Here is a 17,656-nt window from a genome sequence, read left to right as displayed (position 1 = left end):
TTTAAGGCAAGGAGAGCGAAAATGTCGGCAATTAAGCAAGTCCACGCTCGCGAAGTGCTCGATTCACGAGGTAACCCGACTTTGCAAGTTGAAATTTGAACTGAGGCTGGTGGTTATGGTTCGGCGATGGTTCCCTCGGGAGCTTCGACGGGTCAGCTGGAGGCAGTTGAGTTAAGAGATGCGATGGTCAAAACGGCCCAAGGTCGTCGCTTAAGCAAACAGTGGTTCGGAGGTAAAGGAGTTGGCGTGGCGGTTGAAAATGTGAACCGCGTCATTGCGCCGCGTTTAATCGGGCTGGAATCTTCTCACCAAATTCTCATTGACGAAACGCTGATCGGTTTAGACGGCAGCGTTAACAAATCTAAACTGGGCGCAAACGCTCTTTTGGGCGCATCTTTAGCTAATTTAAAAGCGAGCGCTGACGAACGGGGTTTGCCACTTTACCAGTATGTGGGCGGAGTTAACGCCAGCCTTTTGCCCGTGCCGATGCTTAACGTGATTAACGGCGGAGCACACGCCTCTAATACGCTTGATATCCAAGAATTTATGATTATGCCCATCGGAGCAAAGACGTTTCGTGAAGCGATGCAAATGGCTAACCAAGTTTTTCACTTTTTGGCCAAACTGCTTAAACAAGAAGGCTACGGAACACTGGTTGGTGATGAAGGCGGTTTTGCGCCCAACCTGGACTCGCACGAGCAAGCGCTTGAGTTTTTAGTTCGCGCCATTCGCGAGGCCGGTTACAAGCCAAGTCGCCGCGGACCCAAAGCGATCGCGATCGCTCTTGACGCGGCCGCCTCGGAATTTTACGACGGCCACCACTACCGGTTTAAAAAAATTGAGGAAGCAATTCGCAACCGCCAACCTGGTTTTGAAAAAAAGCGACTGTCAGGCACAAAAACCCGCTTCACTTCGGGCGAAATGGTTAACTATTGGAAAAGACTAGTCGCAAAATTTCCGATCATTTCAATCGAAGACGGCTTGGCGGAAAACGATTGAGCCGGGTTTGAACACTTTACCAGCGAACTTGGTCAACTGATTCAAATTGTGGGCGATGACTTAACTGTTACCAACCCTCACATTTTGAAAAAGGCTGTTCGCAACCGCGCGATTAACTCCATTTTGATTAAACTTAACCAAATCGGAACGGTAACCGAAACGATCCAAGCGATTGAGATTGCCCACAAAGCTAACATGAGCGCGGTCATCTCGCATCGCTCGGGCGAAACCGAGGACACCACCATTGCCGACTTAGCCGTGGCGCTTAACACCGGTCAAATTAAGACTGGTTCACTCTCCCGAACGGACCGGGTAGCTAAATATAACCGCCTTTTAGCGATTGAAGAGATGTTGGGTCCGGCGGCTCGTTACGAAGGTGAGCAAGTTTTTCACAACTTAGGTAAAAACGTCAGCGAGTAACCATGGTAGAACAACAACTCGGTCAAGTGAGTCAAAGACTTTGAACGATTGAGTACGGTCAAAGAGTTAACTGGCGAACGATCGAAGTTTTAAGTCGGTTTGAGCTTTGGAGAATTTTCCGTCGCGAATCACCGCGGTTAGTTAATTTGTATCTCCACCAAGTGCTCAAGCAGTGAATCAAACGCCAAAACCAAAACAGCGAAACGTTTCTAACTCAACTAAAACGTTTAATCCGCAAGCTCGGATTAAGTCTTAACGAACTTGAGCAGCACAACTTAAACTTAATTGAGGAACGGGTTTTTTCAACTTTCCGCCACATTAAAGTTTTGGATGTCAACTTCCCCTTTTACAAAAAAGAGTTCGCCGCAGCGCGCTTTTTAAGCGGCGAGCTTTACCAAGTCAAAAAAGCAGGCCGTCTAGTCATTTTGCTCAAAGGTGAACTTTTAATTACGAGCCGCCGCTTTATCATCGCAAGCGCCCAAACTCACCTCAGTTTTTCTTACCGCCAACTGACCCGCTTAAGTTTTGAGACTTATGGCCTTCAGTTTGGTTTGGCGGGTCACTCAACTACTTACGTGATTCGGATTCACGACCAAATCACTCTAATTAATACTTTTATTAACGTAGTTCAAAAACGAGTTCGTTGAATGGCAGCTCGTTTGCCAAGTTGGGAGGCTGCTCATCACCCGTCTGACTAACGTTTGTATCGTCAACCACGATGCTCAAATTGAAAACGCCGACTTAGTTTTGCGTGAAGGTTTAATTAGCGAAATCATTCCCCGACCAGGCCAAGGTCAGTTCGTGGTTGTGCCCGGTTTTGTTGATACCCACGTTCACGGTTGAGGTGGTTATGACGTGAGCGATTCAACCAAAGCTCTAGCTGAAATTGACAAGAGTTTAATTTCGCGCGGCACGACTAGTTGACTAGCAAGCGTGATTAGCCAACCTTGGGATGAACTAGTTGAAATTGTCAAGCGAATTCGGTCTTACGCCCAAAAATCGTCTTCTTGCCTTGGAATTCACTGGGAAGGACCCTTCATTAGTCCGCTTAAGAAGGGGGCCCACAATCCCCAGTATTTACTCAAACCAACGGTTGAAAAAATTGCTGAGTTAGACAAAATAAGTCGCGGCATGGTTCGTAAAATTACTTTTGCTCCCGAAGTGGTCGGCGATTTAAATGCGGTGGTGAAAACGCTTTTAAAAAGCGACATTTTGCCCGCTCTTGGCCATTCTAATGCCGAGGCCGAGTTAGCTCAAAAAGCTTTTGATCTTGGTGTTAACCAAGTGACTCACCTTTGAAACGCCATGTCGGGCGTGGTTAACCGTCAACCTGGTTTAGTTAGCGCCGCGTTAGTTAATCCCAATGTGTACGCCGAAGTAATTGCCGACCTTCAGCACGTGGATCCGATTACGCTTCGTTTAAGCATTTTAGCCAAGCGGCCTAGCCGGATTATGTTAGTTTCTGACGCCATTCGTCCCGCTGGTCTAACCGACGGACCAAGTCTTTCTGGTCACCTTGCCATTCAAAAGCAGGCTAACCGGATTACTTTAGCTGGTAGCGATACGATTGCCGGGTCAGCAATTAGTCTCCACGATAGTTTTGTTAACTTAATCCAGTTAGGTTACTCTTGGCAAGATGCAGTCGCAATGAGTTCTTATTCCAGCGCTCAGGCGCACAAAATTGCCAAGGTTGGCCAAATCGCTGTCGGCTACTACGCGGATTTAGTCGTTTTAAAACGTGACCTTAGCATTCAGGCGGTTTACAAGCGAGGCAAACTATGCGCGTCTTAGGGATTGATGTGGGCGGAACTTACACCAAAGTTGGTCTGGTAGAGAATGGTCAAATTACTGAGCGTTACGAAGTTAAAACCGATTGCGCCAACCTTTTTAAGCCACTTGTTCAAAAACTGCCCCGTCAGCTCTGGAAAAAAGTGGATTTAGTCGGCATCTCAATTCCCGGGTTTATTGACCACCAAAAAGCGATCGTAACTTGGTCGGGCAACTTGCGTCTAAAAAACTACGACGTAGTCAAACATTTCCGCGCAGCCGCTCCTTACTCAGGCAAAGTTTACGTTTTAAACGATGCTAACGCGGCTACGTTAGGCGAATTTTGACGTGGAGCTGGAGCTAACTACGATTCGATCATTTTTTACACGATTGGGACGGGAATTGGCGGCGGTATCGTCATTAACGGCCAACTAGTTTACGGTCACCAAGGTTACGCGGGCGAACTGGGTCACGGCGGTAATTTTCAAAACCAGGTTGATTGCACTTGCGGTCTTAAGCACTGCATTGAACCAGTTTCCTCAGCCCAGGGAATGGAACGGGCTTTGCGCACCGCGAACTTGCTGGGCAGCTTACGGGAAATTAAAAAGTTAGTCGGTCAAAACCCTCAAGTTGACGCGGTTCTTAGCGCGTCTTTAACACCGCTGGCCCATCACATTGCCACCATGGAAACCGCGCTCAATCCCGAGGCAATTATTATCGGCGGCGGCGCTTCGGCGCTCGGTGAACCGTTCCGAGCGCTTTTAGCTAATTTGGTTAAGCAAAACCAGCTTGATTTTATTAACCGGTCTACCCAAATACTGCTGGCTCAAACCGAAAACGACGCCGGAATGCTCGGAGCCGCTTTTTGGGCGCTAGATCAGAGCAAGAGGGAGGCTCTATGGAAGTAATTGTTTTACCGACTGCGAGCGCAGTCGATCATTACGGCGCTAATTTGCTGGATCAGTTTATCCGCCACAACCCAAGGGCCCGGCTTGGTTTAGCCACGGGTCAAACTCCGCTAGGCATTTACGCGCGGTTAGTTAAACTGCACGAACTGCACAAAACCGATTGGTCCCAGGTTGAAACGTTTAACTTGGACGAGTACTTGGGTCTCAGTCCCGAGCACGCTTTTTCGTACCACCATTACATGCGCGAAAATTTGTTTGAACACGTTAACTTAAGTCCTAACAAAACGCATTTGCCAGATCCAACCGGCGATCCGGTTAAAAACAGCGCCACTTACGAAAAGGCGCTCGAAAAGGGGCTAGATTATCAACTGCTCGGAATTGGCCAAAACGCTCACATTGGTTTTAACGAGCCGGGCAGTTCTTTTGAAAGCAAAACCCGCGTGGTTGATTTAGCAGCCTCAACTATCAAAGCTAACGCGCGGTATTTCCCGACCCGTGCCGATGTGCCGCGTCAAGCGATCAGCATGGGAATTAGCACGATTTTGCGAGCGCGAAAAATTTTGTTAGTCGCGACTGGGTCTAACAAAGCGAGCGCAATTAAAGCTAGTTTGGAAGGACCAGTCAGTCCAAAAGTACCGGCCTCAGTTTTGCAAAGACACCCGGATGTAACCGTGTTGCTTGACCGGGCCGCAGCTAGCAAGTTAACTAGTTATGCGGGTCAAAAAGTATAATCAAAGCAAACAGTGAAAGTTTTGAGAAGGAGATTAGTTCCATGACTAAGACAAATTTAAAAGTCGGCAACCACTTTAGTTTTAAAGCCGAAAAAGTTCCCGAGGGAGTTTTTGATTCGCGCCAAATTAACCAGCGCTTAGTCGTTTCGTTTTTTCCGAAGTTAAATACCAAAGTTTGCGACTTACAAACTTTAAAAATTAGCGAGTTAGTTAACCGTTATCCTGCCGAAAAGTTCGTGGCGATTTCGCTTGATCCAATTAGCGTGGGCAAGGAGTGACTGCAAGTTCACCAAGTTAAAAACTTAACTTTGCTTTCGGACGCGAAAATGCGTGATTTTGCCAGCCAAACTGGGCTATTAACAGCGGACGGATCGATGCTCTTAAGAGGACTAATGCTAATTGATGCTGACCAGCGAGTGGTCGCTTTAAGCGTTAACCAAGATTTAAAAGTTGCACCAGATTACCAAGCGATTACTAAGTTTTTAGACGTAAAAAATTAAGCGACGCGTCCTTGTTTTTTCAAAGTTTTCGCAGTTTTGGCACTGACGCGCAAAGTCTTTTTTCGCCCGTCTTCCACAACGGTAACTTTTTGGAGGTTGAGTTCAAACTTACGTCGCGAAGCGTTCATCGCGTGCGAACGTAAGTTGCCTGACATTGCTCCTTTGCCGGTAATTGCGTCTTTTCTTGCCATTCTCGCGTCCTTATCTAGTGGTTCTTAACCAGTCTGAGCCGGTTTTAAAGGTGAGGTTATTATACCAAATGAGTTGCCAAGATTGGGTATAATTTGCTTGTTGCACAGTTATAATGACTAAACTTAACCTTGATATTTACAAAGTAATTACGAGTGTCCCTGGCATAGCAACTTTTGCTAACTTAGATTTTGCCGCCCGGGAAATTGATTTACCGCTCCGCAGTTACACTAAGGGGTTTGCCTTTCGCAAAATTGTTGACCAGAACCACTTTGAATTAGCCATCATTGTGATGCGTAACACCCGTGTTAAAACGATTTGCAAAGAACTTGTCGGCCAACTTGTTAGTCTTTTTAAGACTAACAAAATTAACTGTGACAAAATTGATATTTACATCCGAGGGGTTAGTTAATGAGTCAACTTAGCGCCGCCCAGTTTAAAAAAGCGCTCATTTCCGGAGCAAGCGCTCTAATTAATTCCCGCGACAAAATTGATGCGTTAAACGTTTTTCCCGTGCCCGACGGCGATACGGGTTCTAACATGGCTGGGACAATTAAATCGGGTCTTGGCGAAATTGAAAACCAAGACTTTAAATCAATCGGTGAATTAACTAAACGTTTTGCTCGGGGTGCTTTGCTCGGCGCCCGCGGCAACTCAGGCGTAATTCTTTCGCAAATTTTTAAGGGGATCTCCGTGGCTCTAGACGGAGTGGAAAGCGCTACGAATTTCCAAATCGTTGAAGCTTTTATCCAAGCGCAAAAACACGCTTACAAATCGGTCATGAAACCGGTTGAAGGAACGATGTTGACAATTATTCGAATGGTGGCCGAACACCTGGAAAAAACTGTCACCCACTCGCACAATTTCGTTCAAATTTTCCAGAGCGCAGTCCAAGAAGCGCGCCGTGCTTGTGACTTAACTCCCAACCTCTTAGCGATTTTAAAAGAAGTTGGCGTAACTGATTCGGGCGGCGAAGGACTGGTTTTAATCTTGACTGGTATTTTGCGCGCTTTGGAAGGTAAACCGGTCGCGCTACAAAGTAAAAATTGGGACCAAGCAACTACGAGCAACGAATTTTTACACGGGGCTAACCAAGTTTACGAAGGCGAGTTTGGTTACTGCACCGAGTGCGTCATTGAACTGGAAAAACCCGAAAACTTTGACAAACGGGCTTTTGAAAACGGACTAGGTAAACTAGGCGATTCGATCGTGGTGGTTCACGACGAAGAAATCGTTAAAGTACACGTTCACACTCCTACGCCGGGCAACGTTTTTAACTACGCTCAGCGCTGAGGTGAATTTTTAAGACTTAAGTCCGAAAACATGACGCTCCAAGCTAACTTATCCCAAGGTCAAAAGAGCCACGCGCCCAGTCAACTAGCCCAGGAAGAATTGCCGGCTCATCAAGCGATTGAAGTTATTTCTTGTAACGATGGGCACGGCATCATTGCCGAGATGAAAAATTTGGGCGCTCACGTGATTGAGGGCGGTCAAACTAACAATCCCAGCACCCGTGATTTTCTGGCTGCAATTGACCAAATCAAAGCCCAAAACATCATTATTTTGCCTAACAATTCCAACATTATTTTGGTTGCTCAACAAGTTATTCAAACGATTCGCGACAAAAAAATTATCATCATTCCGACCAAAACGCAAATGGAAGGCATTACCGCCATGATTAACTTTGACAAAACTAACACATTAGAGGAAAACCAGGAGTTAATGCTTGAGGGCGTGGAAGAAGTTTTAACTGGTCAAGTTAGCATCGCGATTAAAGACAGTAAACTTAACAAAGTCACGATTAAAAAAGGTCAGTACCTAGCGATCGCCGAGCGCAAAGTTGTCGCGTCGGTTAAGTCCAAAGTGGAAGCGGCTTGCCGGGTAGTTGACAAACTAGTCAGCGATGACACGGAAATTATTACCATCTGGTACGGAGCTGATGCCACTGAAGCCGACGCCCAGGAAGTGTCTGTTTACGTGGAAAGCAAGTACAACGCAGTGGTGGAAATTAAAAAGGGCGGCCAACGCATTTACGACTTTTTAATTTCTTTTGAGTAAGCAAGGAGAAAAATGCGCAAAATAGCTTTTGATGTGATGGGCAACGACCACGGCGTTAGACCAGCTGTGGAAGCCGTCGTTGAGTTTGTTAAAAACAACTTAGACTACTACTTTTACCTAATAGGCGACCGCAAACACATTGATAAGTACGTTAAAGATAACGAACGGATTAAAATCGTTGATGCGCCGCTTAGCGTTAGTTCTGAGGCTAACGTTCGCCAAGTGCGCCGGCAAAAAACTTCCATGCAACAAGCGATTGATTTGGTTAAAAACGGACAAGCGGACGGAGTAATTTCACCCGGCAACTCGGGCGTGTACCTCAGTTCTTTAACGCTCACCCTCAAAAGAATCCCGGGCGTCAAAAGACCCGCTTTTATGCCGATTATTCCGACTGTTAACCCGGATCAGTTTTTTGTTATGTTGGACGTGGGCGCTAACAGCGTCGCGACGAGCGAAATGCTTGAGCAGTGAGCTAAAATGGGGACCGTTTTTGCCCAAAGCATTTTAGGAATTGCAGACCCGCGGGTAGCGGTGCTAAACATCGGGACAGAGGCAACTAAGGGCACCGAACTTCACCAGGCGGTGCACCAGAGTCTTCGAAAAATGCCCCGTCTTAACTACGTAGGATTCGTTGAGCCGCGCGACATTTTAAACGGAGACGTGGACGTTGTTGTTTGCGATGGCTACGGAGGCAACTTAGTTTTAAAAGCGATGGAAGGAACCGCGCTCGCTTTTAAAAAGGTTTTGAAAAACGAAATGCGCACTCGTCTTAGTTACAAGATCGGAGGGCTGCTAGTTAAGAAGGCTTTTAAAAAGGTGGAGCAAAAGTTTGATTACCGCAACGTGGGATCGGCTTGGGTGATTGGTATTAACGGCCTAGCGGTTAAAACTCATGGCAATTCCGATAAACAAGCTTATTTAAGCGCGCTCAACCGTTTAGCCCGTGCGCTAGAAGAGAATTACCTAACTAAATTTAAGAAAGTGCTGGCTTAATGAATTTACGCGATTTCTTAGGCAAGTTAGGGATTAAACCGCGGGAAATGCTTTTTTACGAGCAAGCTTTTACCCATCCTTCATTTACTAACAAAAAAGGTCAAACCCAAAACTACCAACGACTGGAATTTTTAGGCGATGCCATCATCAGTCTTTACGTGGCGCGACGCGTTTTCCGTCTCACTCCGCCGCTCAGCGAAGGCAAAATGTCCATTTTAAAAGCTTCGGTAGTCAGCTGGACTAACTTAGGCGCCTTAGCTCGGAAACTTAATTTTCAAACCCAAATTCGCTTTGCTCCTAAGGCCCAAGACCTTCAACAAAACGAAAAAATTCTTTCCGATGTTTTTGAAGCTTTCATCGGCGCGCTTTACTTAGACAAGGGTAGTCGGCCTAGCAACCACTTTCTTGACCGGGTCTTGAGCACTCAAATTGCTGAACTCCAAGGTCAAGAATTAAAAAACCCTAAAACTTTGCTCCAGGAACTTTTGCAACGCCAACAAGCTCGGGATTGACATTACGCTACCACGGCACGAAAAGCAGTTTTTTACACTAGAATTGTATGTGATGGCAAAGTGCTCGGTCGCGGCAAAGGCAAAACTCGGCAACAGTCCGAAGTCGAAGCTGCTCGCCAAGCGCTGGAACGTTTAAGCCGGGAAACAGAGGACTAACGTGCGATTAATCAAAGTTGAAACGCAAGGTTTTAAGTCGTTTGCCGATAAAGTTGTTTTGACTTTTGACGGCGGAGTGGTCGGAGTGGTCGGACCCAACGGGTCGGGTAAATCCAACATTAATGACGCGATCAAATGGGTGCTCGGCGAAATGTCGGCTAAATCGCTGCGCGGCGATTCAATGGAGGATGTGATTTTTTCCGGTTCCAAAACTGTGCCCGCGCTTGACAAAGCTTACGTTTCGCTCACTTTTGATAACCGCGAAAAACGTGTCTCAATTCCCCACGAGCAGTTTACGATTACCCGTTCGCTCAAGCGGGGACAAACGAGCGAGTATTTTATTAACGGAGAAAGCGCTCGTTTACGCGACATTCGCGAAATAGCGCTTGAATCAGGGATGGCTAAATCTTCCTTGGCGATTATTTCCCAGGGAACGGTTCAAGATATTGCCCAAGCTAGCAACGAGAAAAGGCGACTTTTCTTTGAGCAAGCGGCTGGAATTGCTAAGTACAAAGCCCGCAAATTAGAAGCTTTACGTAAACTGGAGAAAACCACCGAAGCGCTCGACAAAGTTCGCGCGGTAGCTCAGGAGTTAGAGCGGCAACTAAGGCCCCTCAAACGCCAAGCGGAAAAAGCTCGTCTTTACCTTGCTAAACGCCAAGAGTTAAAGTCCGTTGAAATTGCTCTTTTAGCCCAGGACATCGCTTTTTACCAAAGTAAGTTAATTGAGCTGAATGCCCACTTAAGCGGCGTTGAAACAAGTCGCTCTGACTTACAAACTCGTCTGCAAGTGAGCGAAGAAGACTTAAGTTACAAAACCCAACGTAAGTTGGAACTAGACAACGAAATTCATGCGCTTGAAACCGAAAACCAAGCTCTTCTAGAAAAACTTGAGAAAGTGACAGTTCGCGATTCGCTCGCTAGTCAACGTCGGCAACTAATGATCGGCGGCCAAATTGAGGCGCCCCGGGAAGAACAAATTAGCGCCCTGGACGAAGAACTTAACCAAATCGCTCAGACGATCCAAAATTTCCAGCGTTTGGAAGCTAAACACCGGGAAACGGTTGAAGATCGTCGCCGAATTATTCGCGAAATTCAAGCCGATGTTTACGCCAACCAAGTGCAAGTTGACCAAAATCAAACCGAACTTTTAACTTTAAAGTCAAAAGTGGCGATTTTAAAAGACCAGCGCGATCACAAGTCTAACCTTTTTAAAGGGGTTAAAACAATTCTTCAAAACCGTCAAATTTTTAGCGGACTTCACGGAATGGTTTGCGACTTGATCGATGTTTTACCCGAACACCGCACTGCGATTGAAACAGTTTTGCAAAACGCACTCCAACACCTAGTTGTGGACGATTCGCAAGACGCAATTAAAGCGATTAATTTTCTCAAGGAAAACCGAGCGGGTCGAGCTTCGTTTGTGCCGCTCAAAGTGATTAAACCTAAGAGCATTCGATCCGAACACCAGCAAATCGCTAGTCAACAAGCTGGTTTTGTGGCGCTGGGAAGTTCGCTCGTCCAGGCTGACCCCAAGTACGCTAATTTAGTTGAGTATTTACTCGGTCACATTTTGGTGGCTGACACGATCGAAAGTGCCAGCGAGCTTTACCGCCTTTTCCAAACTTACCCGATTGTAACGCTTGATGGTAACATCATTCGCCCGGGCGGATCGATGACCGGCGGTCACCAAGAGCGCTCTTTAAACCTGTTAGGTCTAGACCAACAAATTGACCACTTTGAGAGTCAAGTGCCTTCGCTTGAAAAAGACATTAACAAGTTAAGAAGCGAAATTAGTCTTTTGCAAGACCGTCAGCAGGAGGAACAAAGTTTAATTGCTTCTAACCACTTAGAACTGGCTAAATTAGGCGAAAAAATTTCGATCCAACAGTCGCAGTACAACTTACTCAAAACCCAGTACGAAACATTGACTAGTCGGCAGTTTGTCGCCAAAGAGGGAAGCGGTCAAATTGAAGAAGACCTAATTCAACTTGAGTCTCAGCGCGCTTCTTTGCTAGCGCTTATCAAGGCTAAGCGCGAAACCGCAATTGCTTTAAACCACGAACTAGGTCGCTTAACTACCACTAAAAACGACCTGGAACGCGAGTTGCGCGAACTGCTGGATAAGTCCAGTCAACAACTTAATGCCAAAAACCAAGCCGAGTTCATTTTGGAAAACGCTCGCCAACGTTTAGCCGAGGAATACGAAATGACTTTTGAAGCCGCTTTAGAAGTTGAAAAATTGACGATTGAGCCCGAAAAAGCGCGTGAAATCGTCAAAGAAATCAAAGGTCAACTGAAAGAACTTGGCCCAGTTAACTTAGATGCGATCGCTGATTACGAAGAAATTAACGGCCGGTTTGAAAAAATTAAGCAAAACGAGGAAGAGCTCAGTTCGGCCCAAGAGTTAATCATGAATGCGATTAGCCAGATGGATCAAGTGATTATTACTCGCCTTGATGAAACAGTCAGCGCCGTCAACCGCGAAATGGACGGAATTTTTAAAATTATGTTCGGCGGCGGGCACGCCCAAGTTAAGTACAGCGATCCGAGTAATTTGCTTGAGACAGGCATTGAAGTGATCGCCCAACCGCCAGGCAAAACAATTCGCAACTTGAATTTATTTTCCGGCGGAGAAAAAGCGTTGATCGCCATTTCGCTTCTGTTTGCGATTTTAAAAGCTCAGCCGCTACCGCTCTGCATTTTAGACGAAGTTGAAGCAGCCCTAGACGAAGCTAACGTGCTCCGTTTTGCCGATTATCTCCAAGAACTCAAAGATAAGACCCAGTTTATCGTCGTTACTCACCGAGTTGGCACGATGGCTAAAGTGGACAAACTTTTTGGAGCCACTATGCAAAAGCGCGGCGTGACTAGTTTCTTCTCGGTTGCTTTGGCTCAGGCGGCCAATTTAGTTGATAAAGAGGAGCAAGTTGCTTATAATGGGTAAGCGATGTCAAGCGCTAGTCTTTCCAAACTTAAAATCGTTTCATTAATTCGGAGCGAACTAACTAAAGATTGGCACCAAGTTGCCAACGCTTGGGAAAAGTATTTCAACGTGGATCACACGGTGGATCGCCCGGATCAACTAGCCTCTTACTTAAACCAGCACGTTGATTTTTTGTTTTTAGATGGCGGAGCTATCAGCGGGTTTGAATTAAACTACAAAGACGCTTTTAAAAAGGTCAACCAGTCTTTTAGTTACGTAGTTCTTAAAGATGCTCCCGACCACCAAGACACCCAGGTGTTTAAACTGCTGGCCGATGACATTATTCACCTTAGCCATGGTTTTGAGCAAGTCAAGTGGAAAACGATCGCTTTGCTGCGGCGTTACTGGGAAATTTACTCCAAACCCACAACTGTTATTTACCGGGGTATTATCGCCGATTTTATTGACAGTTATGTTTCCCTCAACGGCAACGAAATCTCTTTAACTCGCAAAGAGTTTTTAGTTTTAAAACTTCTTTTAGAACGCCGGCGTCAACACGTTAGTAAAAGCGAAATTTTTAACCAAGTTTGAAAATATGTCCGGGGTGGCGACACGACCCGAGTGGTTGACCAAATTATTTTCAAACTGCGTAAGAAAATCGGTTCGTCCTACTTTCACACCGACCGCGAACGAGCGATTAAATTTGAGTAATTTTATTGGACCTAAACAAACTTAACGAGGTAAACCCATGATTTTAAAAACTTACGATTTTCACGGACTAGATGTTAACCAAGCCGCTAGCAAAATTACTTTGGCGCTGCTTGAATTAGATAACAACCAGCACTACCAACAAATTAAGTTAATAGTCGGACAAGGACAAATTGTGCGCCAAGTTGTGATTGATTACTTAGAAAAAGAGGGTTACGAATGAAAGTTTGAAACTGGTAATTTCGGCGCGATCATCGTCACTCGCTAAGTGGTTAAACTTTAATTTTGACGTCCGGAATACGACTGCTTGGTAAAGCTGCGCTCGGACTCGGGTCATGCTCGGCGTTAAGTTCGCCAAAGGCGTTAACGATGTTAGAAATTTTGCCAACCACCGTAATTAGGTCATCAGCCCCTAGTGTCACATTACCCGAGGGCAAGTGGACTTTAGGACCGCGTTTGATTGACACGACCGAAACGCCTAGTTTGTTGAACTTAAGGTTTTTGAGCGGACGGTTAATTCAGTCGCGGTTTCTGAGCGCAGTTGAACCAATCGCGTAACCGTCGCCAATTTCTTGGAGTGACTTAGAGTACTTAATGAAGTTGGTGCTAGTTGCGATTAAAGCGGCTCGAATCCCTGCTTCGTACTCGGGACGAATAATAATGTCAACGCCAATGTGTTTGAGCACCCGTTCGTGGGTCGCGCTTTTTGCTTTAGCAATGATGTTTTTGGCTCCCAATTCAATTAAGGAAGCGACGATTTCAATGTTGTCGCTCGTGGCGACGATGACCGTTTCAAAAAGGTTAATTCCGACCGCTCTGAGACCTTCAATGTCAGTTCCGTCAACCACAACCGTGTTGGTGTTACGAGAAACTTCTTTGAGATTTTCTTTGTTGCGGTCAATCGCTAAAACGTATTTGCGCAGTTCAATTAGTTGCTTGACGACCGTTAGACCAAACCGGCCGATGCCAATTACACAAATATCGTTGACATTTTTGCTCATTGCTACCTCCCGGGAAAACTCCCATAATTATACTGCGTAAGTCTTGAAGTATAATTTTGGTTATGAAAAAAATCCCCGATCAAAAGGGTCAACCAATTACGTTCAAAGACCGGATTGCGCGCCGCATTTACCGCTTTCGAACTTTGTCGGTTTTTAAACACATTCTAATTTTTTACCTTTTAACTACGTTGATCGGCGCATTGATTCTTTACATGCCAATTTCCCAGCAAGAGAAAGTGGAGGTGACTTTCTTAGACGCGCTTTTTGTGGCTGCTTCGGCTTTCTCGGACACAGGTTTAGTGACAGTCCCTACTTACAGCACTTGGAGTTACTTTGGTCAAGCGGTAATTGCCGTCTTGATTTTGACGGGCGGAATCGGGCTTTTCTCGCTCAAAGTTTACTTCTTTAACATTTTGCTCAGACGTCCAATTTCTTATAACACTAACATGACACTTTCCACCGAGCGGGGTAGCAACAAAGTCGGTGGTTCGCCGCGAATTATCAAAATTTCGGTGACGATTCTTTTCTGTTTCATTCTCGTTTTCTCGTTCATTTTAACGCTTTACTTCTACTTTGTTCCCGTTGACATGGACCCCTCTAAACCGGGGTTAAGCAACGAGGGTAAGCTCGGAATTTCACCCTATGGTAGTTGGTCGGATGCATTTCGTTTTGGCGTTTTTCACACCATTTCTGCGCTCAATAACTCCGGCTTTGACATCGTGGGGCCCCAGTCTTTAGCGCCTTACTACTTCCAGTTTGGTTTGCAGTTAATGTTCATGTTGCTTTTTATCATTGGCGGAATCGGCTACCCAGTCATTTACGACTGTTACCTCTACTTCAAATCAAAATTTACTAAGCAACCTTTCCGCTGGTCGCTTTTCAGTAAGTTATCGATGGTGACTTACGTAATCGTTGCACTGGTCGGTATCGCTCTTGTAGTTGTTTTTGAGATGACAATTAAAAACGAGCGTTCGTTTTGAAAGTCTTCCGACGCTGTCTTTGGTAACGCGGGAGACCGGGTAATGGCGCTGATTTTTAACACAATGTCAACCCGAAACGCCGGTTTTTCGACAATTAGTATGTACGATTTGTCACGCTACTCTTTGTTTGTCTACATCATTCTCATGTTCATCGGATCGGCTCCTTCTTCAACGGCTGGAGGGATTCGAACTACCACCTTGGCAATTATTATCATGGGGATTTGAAACCGAATTCGCGGTCGTGAGCAAGTGCGTGTTTTCCGACGGGTAATTCCGGGTCAAACAGTCGAGCGTGCTTACGTAGTTTTTGCGACTTCAATTGCCCTGGTTTTTTTAGTTAACGCGATCGGCAACACCTCGTTTAACGATTACGGCGGTCTACTTAACGACCAAAAATACACGCCCATTGACGCGGGCAGCGTGCTAGCCCGTCGCGACGATAAATTTACCTTCCTAGAACTCTTGTTTGAAGTTTCCTCGGCTTTTGGAACAACTGGACTCTCCACCGGCTTAACGAGCGGACTGTCAGCCTCAACTAAGTCTTCAATGATTCTCATCATGTTCATTGGTCAGTTAGGCGTTTCTTCCACGATTTTGTTGTGGGGTCGTCGCAACAGCACAGCCAAGCATTATTCTTACGTTGAAGAGGACGTAAATATCGGTTAGCCGAATTAAATTTTTGTATAATGGGTGGGCATTCTTACGCTGGCCGAATTAGCTCAGTGGTAGAGCAGCTGGCTGTTAACCAGTTGGTCACAAGTTCAAATCTTGTATTCGGCGCCAAGGCCCATTGGTGAAACGGTTAACACATATGGTTTTCATCCATACACGAGCGGGTTCGACTCCCGCATGGGTCACCAATACGCAAGATTAGCTCAGCTGGGAGAGCATCTCCCTTACAAGGAGAGGGTCGGGGGTTCGAGCCCCTCATCTTGCACCATTGGCTGGTTTAGCTCAATTGGGAGAGCAACGGTCTTGTAAACCGTAGGTTGTAGGTTCAAGTCCTATAACCAGCACCAGCGCCCTTAGCTCAATGGTAGAGCAGAAGTCTTTTAAGCTTTTGGTTAAAAGTTCGAATCTTTTAGGGCGCACCAAGCGCAAGTGGTGGAATTGGCAGACACGCTAGTTTTAGGCACTAGTTCCTAACGGAGTAAGGGTTCAACTCCCTTCTTGCGCACCATACCACCTTGAGTGACCATCAAACAAGTTTAACCATGGACGTTTACCGCTACCCCGGCCAAGTCAAGCCAAACCAAACGGTTTTAGTGTTGGGTGCTTTTGAGTCTTTGCACCGCGGACACGCCCTTCTTTTTGAAAAAGCTCGCAAGTTAAAAAAACCGCTCGGCGTCTTGCTTTTTAGCGATCCTAGTCAAATTCCCAGCAAGAGTCACGACCGGTCTTATAACCAGTTAGCGGTTCGATTGCAGCAATTAGCTGCGCTCGGATTTAAATTTGCTTACCTAGTTGATTTTGCCCAAGTTAAAGATTTAGACGGAGTTAGTTTTGTTAAGCAAATCGTTCATTTGACAAACGCCCAGACGTTAGTTGTGGGCGAAAAGTTTCGTTTTGGTCAAAATCGTCAAGCTAGTGTTGAAGACTTAAAGAAGTGATTCCCATCCACGTTAGTTATCAAACATCTCAAAAGTCAGTCGGTCAAACTTTCAACGCGGGAACTTAAACAGTTAATTACCCTGGGTGAAGTCGCTTTAGTTAATGAGCGGGCACTTTTTCCGTTCACTTTTCAAGTTCAAGTTGATCAAAAAGGACGTTTTGACTATCCGCCCATCGTTAAACCTTTGCCGGGAATTTACGCGGTTTGAGTTTTTATTAATGCGATTCGTTACTGAGGGTTTTGTCGAATCACGGACCAAGATTGTCAGCTGGTTGTGCCCGATTACCAGTTTGAGTTAGGCAGGCAAACTTGCAGAGCGGAAATTTTGGCTAGTCTAAGGTTTTTTAATAACGAAAACGATCAAGTTGTTAAAAAATCAGACTTTGTTCAAGCGCGTGAGAAAATTGAGGAATATTTAAGAAAATAAATCCGGTTCTGTATAATTTTGCTCATAAGAAAGTTTGCGAGGTAAAAATTTTATGGTCACGAAAGTAGCAAAAGCAGACTTAGTTAAAAAGTTTGGTCAGCGTGCTGATAACACCGGTGCGCCCGCTGTTCAAATTGCGCTTTTAACTAGTCAAATCGAATCTTTAAAAGAGCATTTCAAAACTAATCCGAAAGACATTCACTCTAAACGCGGTTTTTTAGCTAAGATTGAACAACGCAAAAAAATGCTTGCTTACTTGAAAAGGACCGATTTAAATCTTTACCAGTCAACTATCAAACAACTTTCGCTCCGTAAATAGAAACGGACATCCTTCTTTCTAACCAACTTAATCTTCTTATGCTAATTAGTGATTAGCAGTTTTTTTGTTCAGAAAGACTCGGCAGTTTTTCGGATATTTAGTATTTTTTTTAATAAATTGTAGTACAATGTTTTTATTAAAAAAAGTATGATGAAAAAAGTTTGAAACTGAATTAAGTTGAGACAGAAAACTTTTTGGTGAAAGTTTCCTTTGACCGCGACTTTTTTGGGAACCGCTGCTTTAACGGCGACTTGGGTGACTAACTCTAAAGGTGAGTCTGAGAAACTTGCTTTGGCCTCCGAGGCAAAAGCGGAAGGTAATTTTTTAGACCCGGTTACGCGCGTCAGCCTTAAGCAAATTGAAAAGCGTTTAATTGAAAGTCACCAACAGACGCAATTTTGAATTTGGCACGAAGACTTTAGCAGCCCTTGGGTTTTTGCTAAGACTAGC

The 17,656-nt window shown here is 45.4% G+C and carries 19 protein-coding genes and 6 tRNA genes; 23 read left to right on the top strand and 2 right to left on the bottom strand.

Annotated elements, in window-relative coordinates:
* Positions 1–21 precede the first annotated feature (21 nt).
* The 6 genes from eno to CSE00_RS00870 are packed head-to-tail and all read left to right on the top strand — an operon-like array spanning position 22 to position 5,325.
* A complete protein-coding gene (eno, locus tag CSE00_RS00895) occupies positions 22–1,419 on the top strand; it encodes a phosphopyruvate hydratase (RefSeq protein WP_127942714.1) in 1,398 nt (465 codons plus the stop codon).
* A gap of 2 nt (positions 1,420–1,421) precedes the next feature.
* Positions 1,422–2,117, top strand: coding sequence for a hypothetical protein (locus CSE00_RS00890; RefSeq protein ID WP_127942713.1), 696 nt, complete (start codon positions 1,422–1,424; stop codon positions 2,115–2,117).
* A 49-nt stretch (positions 2,118–2,166) separates the two neighbouring features.
* Complete coding sequence (gene nagA, locus CSE00_RS00885) at positions 2,167–3,210, top strand: N-acetylglucosamine-6-phosphate deacetylase (protein WP_127942712.1); 1,044 nt, start codon at positions 2,167–2,169, stop codon at positions 3,208–3,210.
* Positions 3,198–4,094 (top strand): ROK family protein, encoded by an 897-nt coding sequence (locus tag CSE00_RS00880; RefSeq protein ID WP_127942711.1) that lies wholly within the window; start codon positions 3,198–3,200, stop codon positions 4,092–4,094. Before nagA ends, CSE00_RS00880 begins: the two co-directional genes overlap by 13 nt.
* Positions 4,085–4,825, top strand: coding sequence for a glucosamine-6-phosphate deaminase (gene nagB / locus CSE00_RS00875; protein WP_127942710.1), 741 nt, complete (start codon positions 4,085–4,087; stop codon positions 4,823–4,825). The genes CSE00_RS00880 and nagB overlap by 10 nt, the downstream gene beginning before the upstream one ends.
* 41 nt (positions 4,826–4,866) lie before the next feature.
* Complete coding sequence (locus CSE00_RS00870) at positions 4,867–5,325, top strand: redoxin domain-containing protein (RefSeq protein WP_127942709.1); 459 nt, start codon at positions 4,867–4,869, stop codon at positions 5,323–5,325.
* Here CSE00_RS00870 and rpmB read toward each other — a convergent pair.
* Complete coding sequence (gene rpmB, locus CSE00_RS00865) at positions 5,322–5,516, bottom strand: 50S ribosomal protein L28 (RefSeq protein ID WP_127942708.1); 195 nt, start codon at positions 5,514–5,516, stop codon at positions 5,322–5,324. The two genes, CSE00_RS00870 and rpmB, sit on opposite strands and share 4 nt — an antisense overlap.
* Before the next feature lie 113 nt (positions 5,517–5,629).
* Between rpmB and CSE00_RS00860 the strand changes: the two genes are divergently transcribed.
* Genes CSE00_RS00860 through CSE00_RS00830 form a run of 7 tightly spaced genes read left to right on the top strand, consistent with a single transcriptional unit; the run spans position 5,630 to position 13,135 of the window.
* Positions 5,630–5,926 (top strand): hypothetical protein, encoded by a 297-nt coding sequence (locus tag CSE00_RS00860; protein ID WP_127942707.1) that lies wholly within the window; start codon positions 5,630–5,632, stop codon positions 5,924–5,926.
* A complete protein-coding gene (locus CSE00_RS00855) occupies positions 5,926–7,572 on the top strand; it encodes a DAK2 domain-containing protein (RefSeq protein WP_127942706.1) in 1,647 nt (548 codons plus the stop codon). The genes CSE00_RS00860 and CSE00_RS00855 overlap by 1 nt, the downstream gene beginning before the upstream one ends.
* Positions 7,573–7,584: 12 nt before the next feature.
* Positions 7,585–8,565 carry a phosphate acyltransferase PlsX gene (gene plsX, locus CSE00_RS00850; protein WP_127942705.1) on the top strand — a complete coding sequence of 327 codons (981 nt, stop codon included), beginning with the start codon at positions 7,585–7,587 and terminating at the stop codon, positions 8,563–8,565.
* On the top strand, positions 8,565–9,233 hold the full coding sequence (gene rnc, locus CSE00_RS00845; protein ID WP_127942704.1) for a ribonuclease III: 669 nt from the start codon (positions 8,565–8,567) through the stop codon (positions 9,231–9,233). The genes plsX and rnc overlap by 1 nt, the downstream gene beginning before the upstream one ends.
* 1 nt (position 9,234) lies before the next feature.
* Positions 9,235–12,180 (top strand): AAA family ATPase, encoded by a 2,946-nt coding sequence (locus CSE00_RS00840; protein WP_127942703.1) that lies wholly within the window; start codon positions 9,235–9,237, stop codon positions 12,178–12,180.
* 3 nt (positions 12,181–12,183) lie between these two features.
* The gene (locus tag CSE00_RS00835; RefSeq protein ID WP_127942702.1) at positions 12,184–12,870 is read left to right on the top strand and encodes a winged helix-turn-helix domain-containing protein; all 687 of its coding nucleotides are present in this window, start codon (positions 12,184–12,186) and stop codon (positions 12,868–12,870) included.
* 37 nt (positions 12,871–12,907) lie between these two features.
* The gene (locus CSE00_RS00830; protein ID WP_127942701.1) at positions 12,908–13,135 is read left to right on the top strand and encodes a hypothetical protein; all 228 of its coding nucleotides are present in this window, start codon (positions 12,908–12,910) and stop codon (positions 13,133–13,135) included.
* A 4-nt stretch (positions 13,136–13,139) separates the two neighbouring features.
* Here the strand turns inward: CSE00_RS00830 and CSE00_RS00825 are convergent, their stop codons facing one another.
* Positions 13,140–13,868: a TrkA family potassium uptake protein gene (locus CSE00_RS00825; RefSeq protein WP_127942700.1), complete on the bottom strand. Its 729-nt coding sequence runs from the start codon at positions 13,866–13,868 to the stop codon at positions 13,140–13,142.
* A gap of 62 nt (positions 13,869–13,930) precedes the next feature.
* On the opposite strand from CSE00_RS00825, the gene CSE00_RS00820 reads away from it, so the two are divergent.
* The 10 genes from CSE00_RS00820 to CSE00_RS03015 all read left to right on the top strand — a co-directional run.
* A complete protein-coding gene (locus CSE00_RS00820) occupies positions 13,931–15,514 on the top strand; it encodes a potassium transporter TrkG (RefSeq protein ID WP_127942699.1) in 1,584 nt (527 codons plus the stop codon).
* 42 nt (positions 15,515–15,556) lie between these two features.
* Positions 15,557–15,631: transfer RNA gene (locus CSE00_RS00815), tRNA-Asn, on the top strand.
* A gap of 1 nt (position 15,632) precedes the next feature.
* Positions 15,633–15,708: transfer RNA gene (locus tag CSE00_RS00810), tRNA-Glu, on the top strand.
* 4 nt (positions 15,709–15,712) lie between these two features.
* Positions 15,713–15,788: transfer RNA gene (locus tag CSE00_RS00805), tRNA-Val, on the top strand.
* Between the two features lie 3 nt (positions 15,789–15,791).
* Positions 15,792–15,867, top strand: a tRNA-Thr gene (locus CSE00_RS00800).
* Positions 15,868–15,942, top strand: a tRNA-Lys gene (locus tag CSE00_RS00795). It begins immediately after the preceding tRNA gene.
* A gap of 1 nt (position 15,943) precedes the next feature.
* Positions 15,944–16,028 (top strand) — tRNA-Leu (locus tag CSE00_RS00790).
* A gap of 7 nt (positions 16,029–16,035) precedes the next feature.
* Complete coding sequence (locus tag CSE00_RS00785; protein ID WP_127942698.1) at positions 16,036–16,887, top strand: FAD synthase; 852 nt, start codon at positions 16,036–16,038, stop codon at positions 16,885–16,887.
* 52 nt (positions 16,888–16,939) lie between these two features.
* Positions 16,940–17,206, top strand: a complete 267-nt coding sequence (gene rpsO, locus CSE00_RS00780; RefSeq protein WP_127942697.1) for a 30S ribosomal protein S15 — start codon at positions 16,940–16,942, stop codon at positions 17,204–17,206.
* A gap of 150 nt (positions 17,207–17,356) precedes the next feature.
* The coding region (locus CSE00_RS03015) for a hypothetical protein (protein ID WP_161565522.1) at positions 17,357–17,656 on the top strand (300 nt) is incomplete at its 3' end.

The organism is Mycoplasma sp. ATU-Cv-703 (assembly GCA_004011965.1).
Taxonomy (GTDB): Bacteria; Bacillota_I; Bacilli_A; order Mycoplasmatales; family Metamycoplasmataceae; genus RYZV01.
Note: the sequence above shows the minus strand (reverse complement) of the source record. Positions and strands in the feature narration are given on the sequence as shown.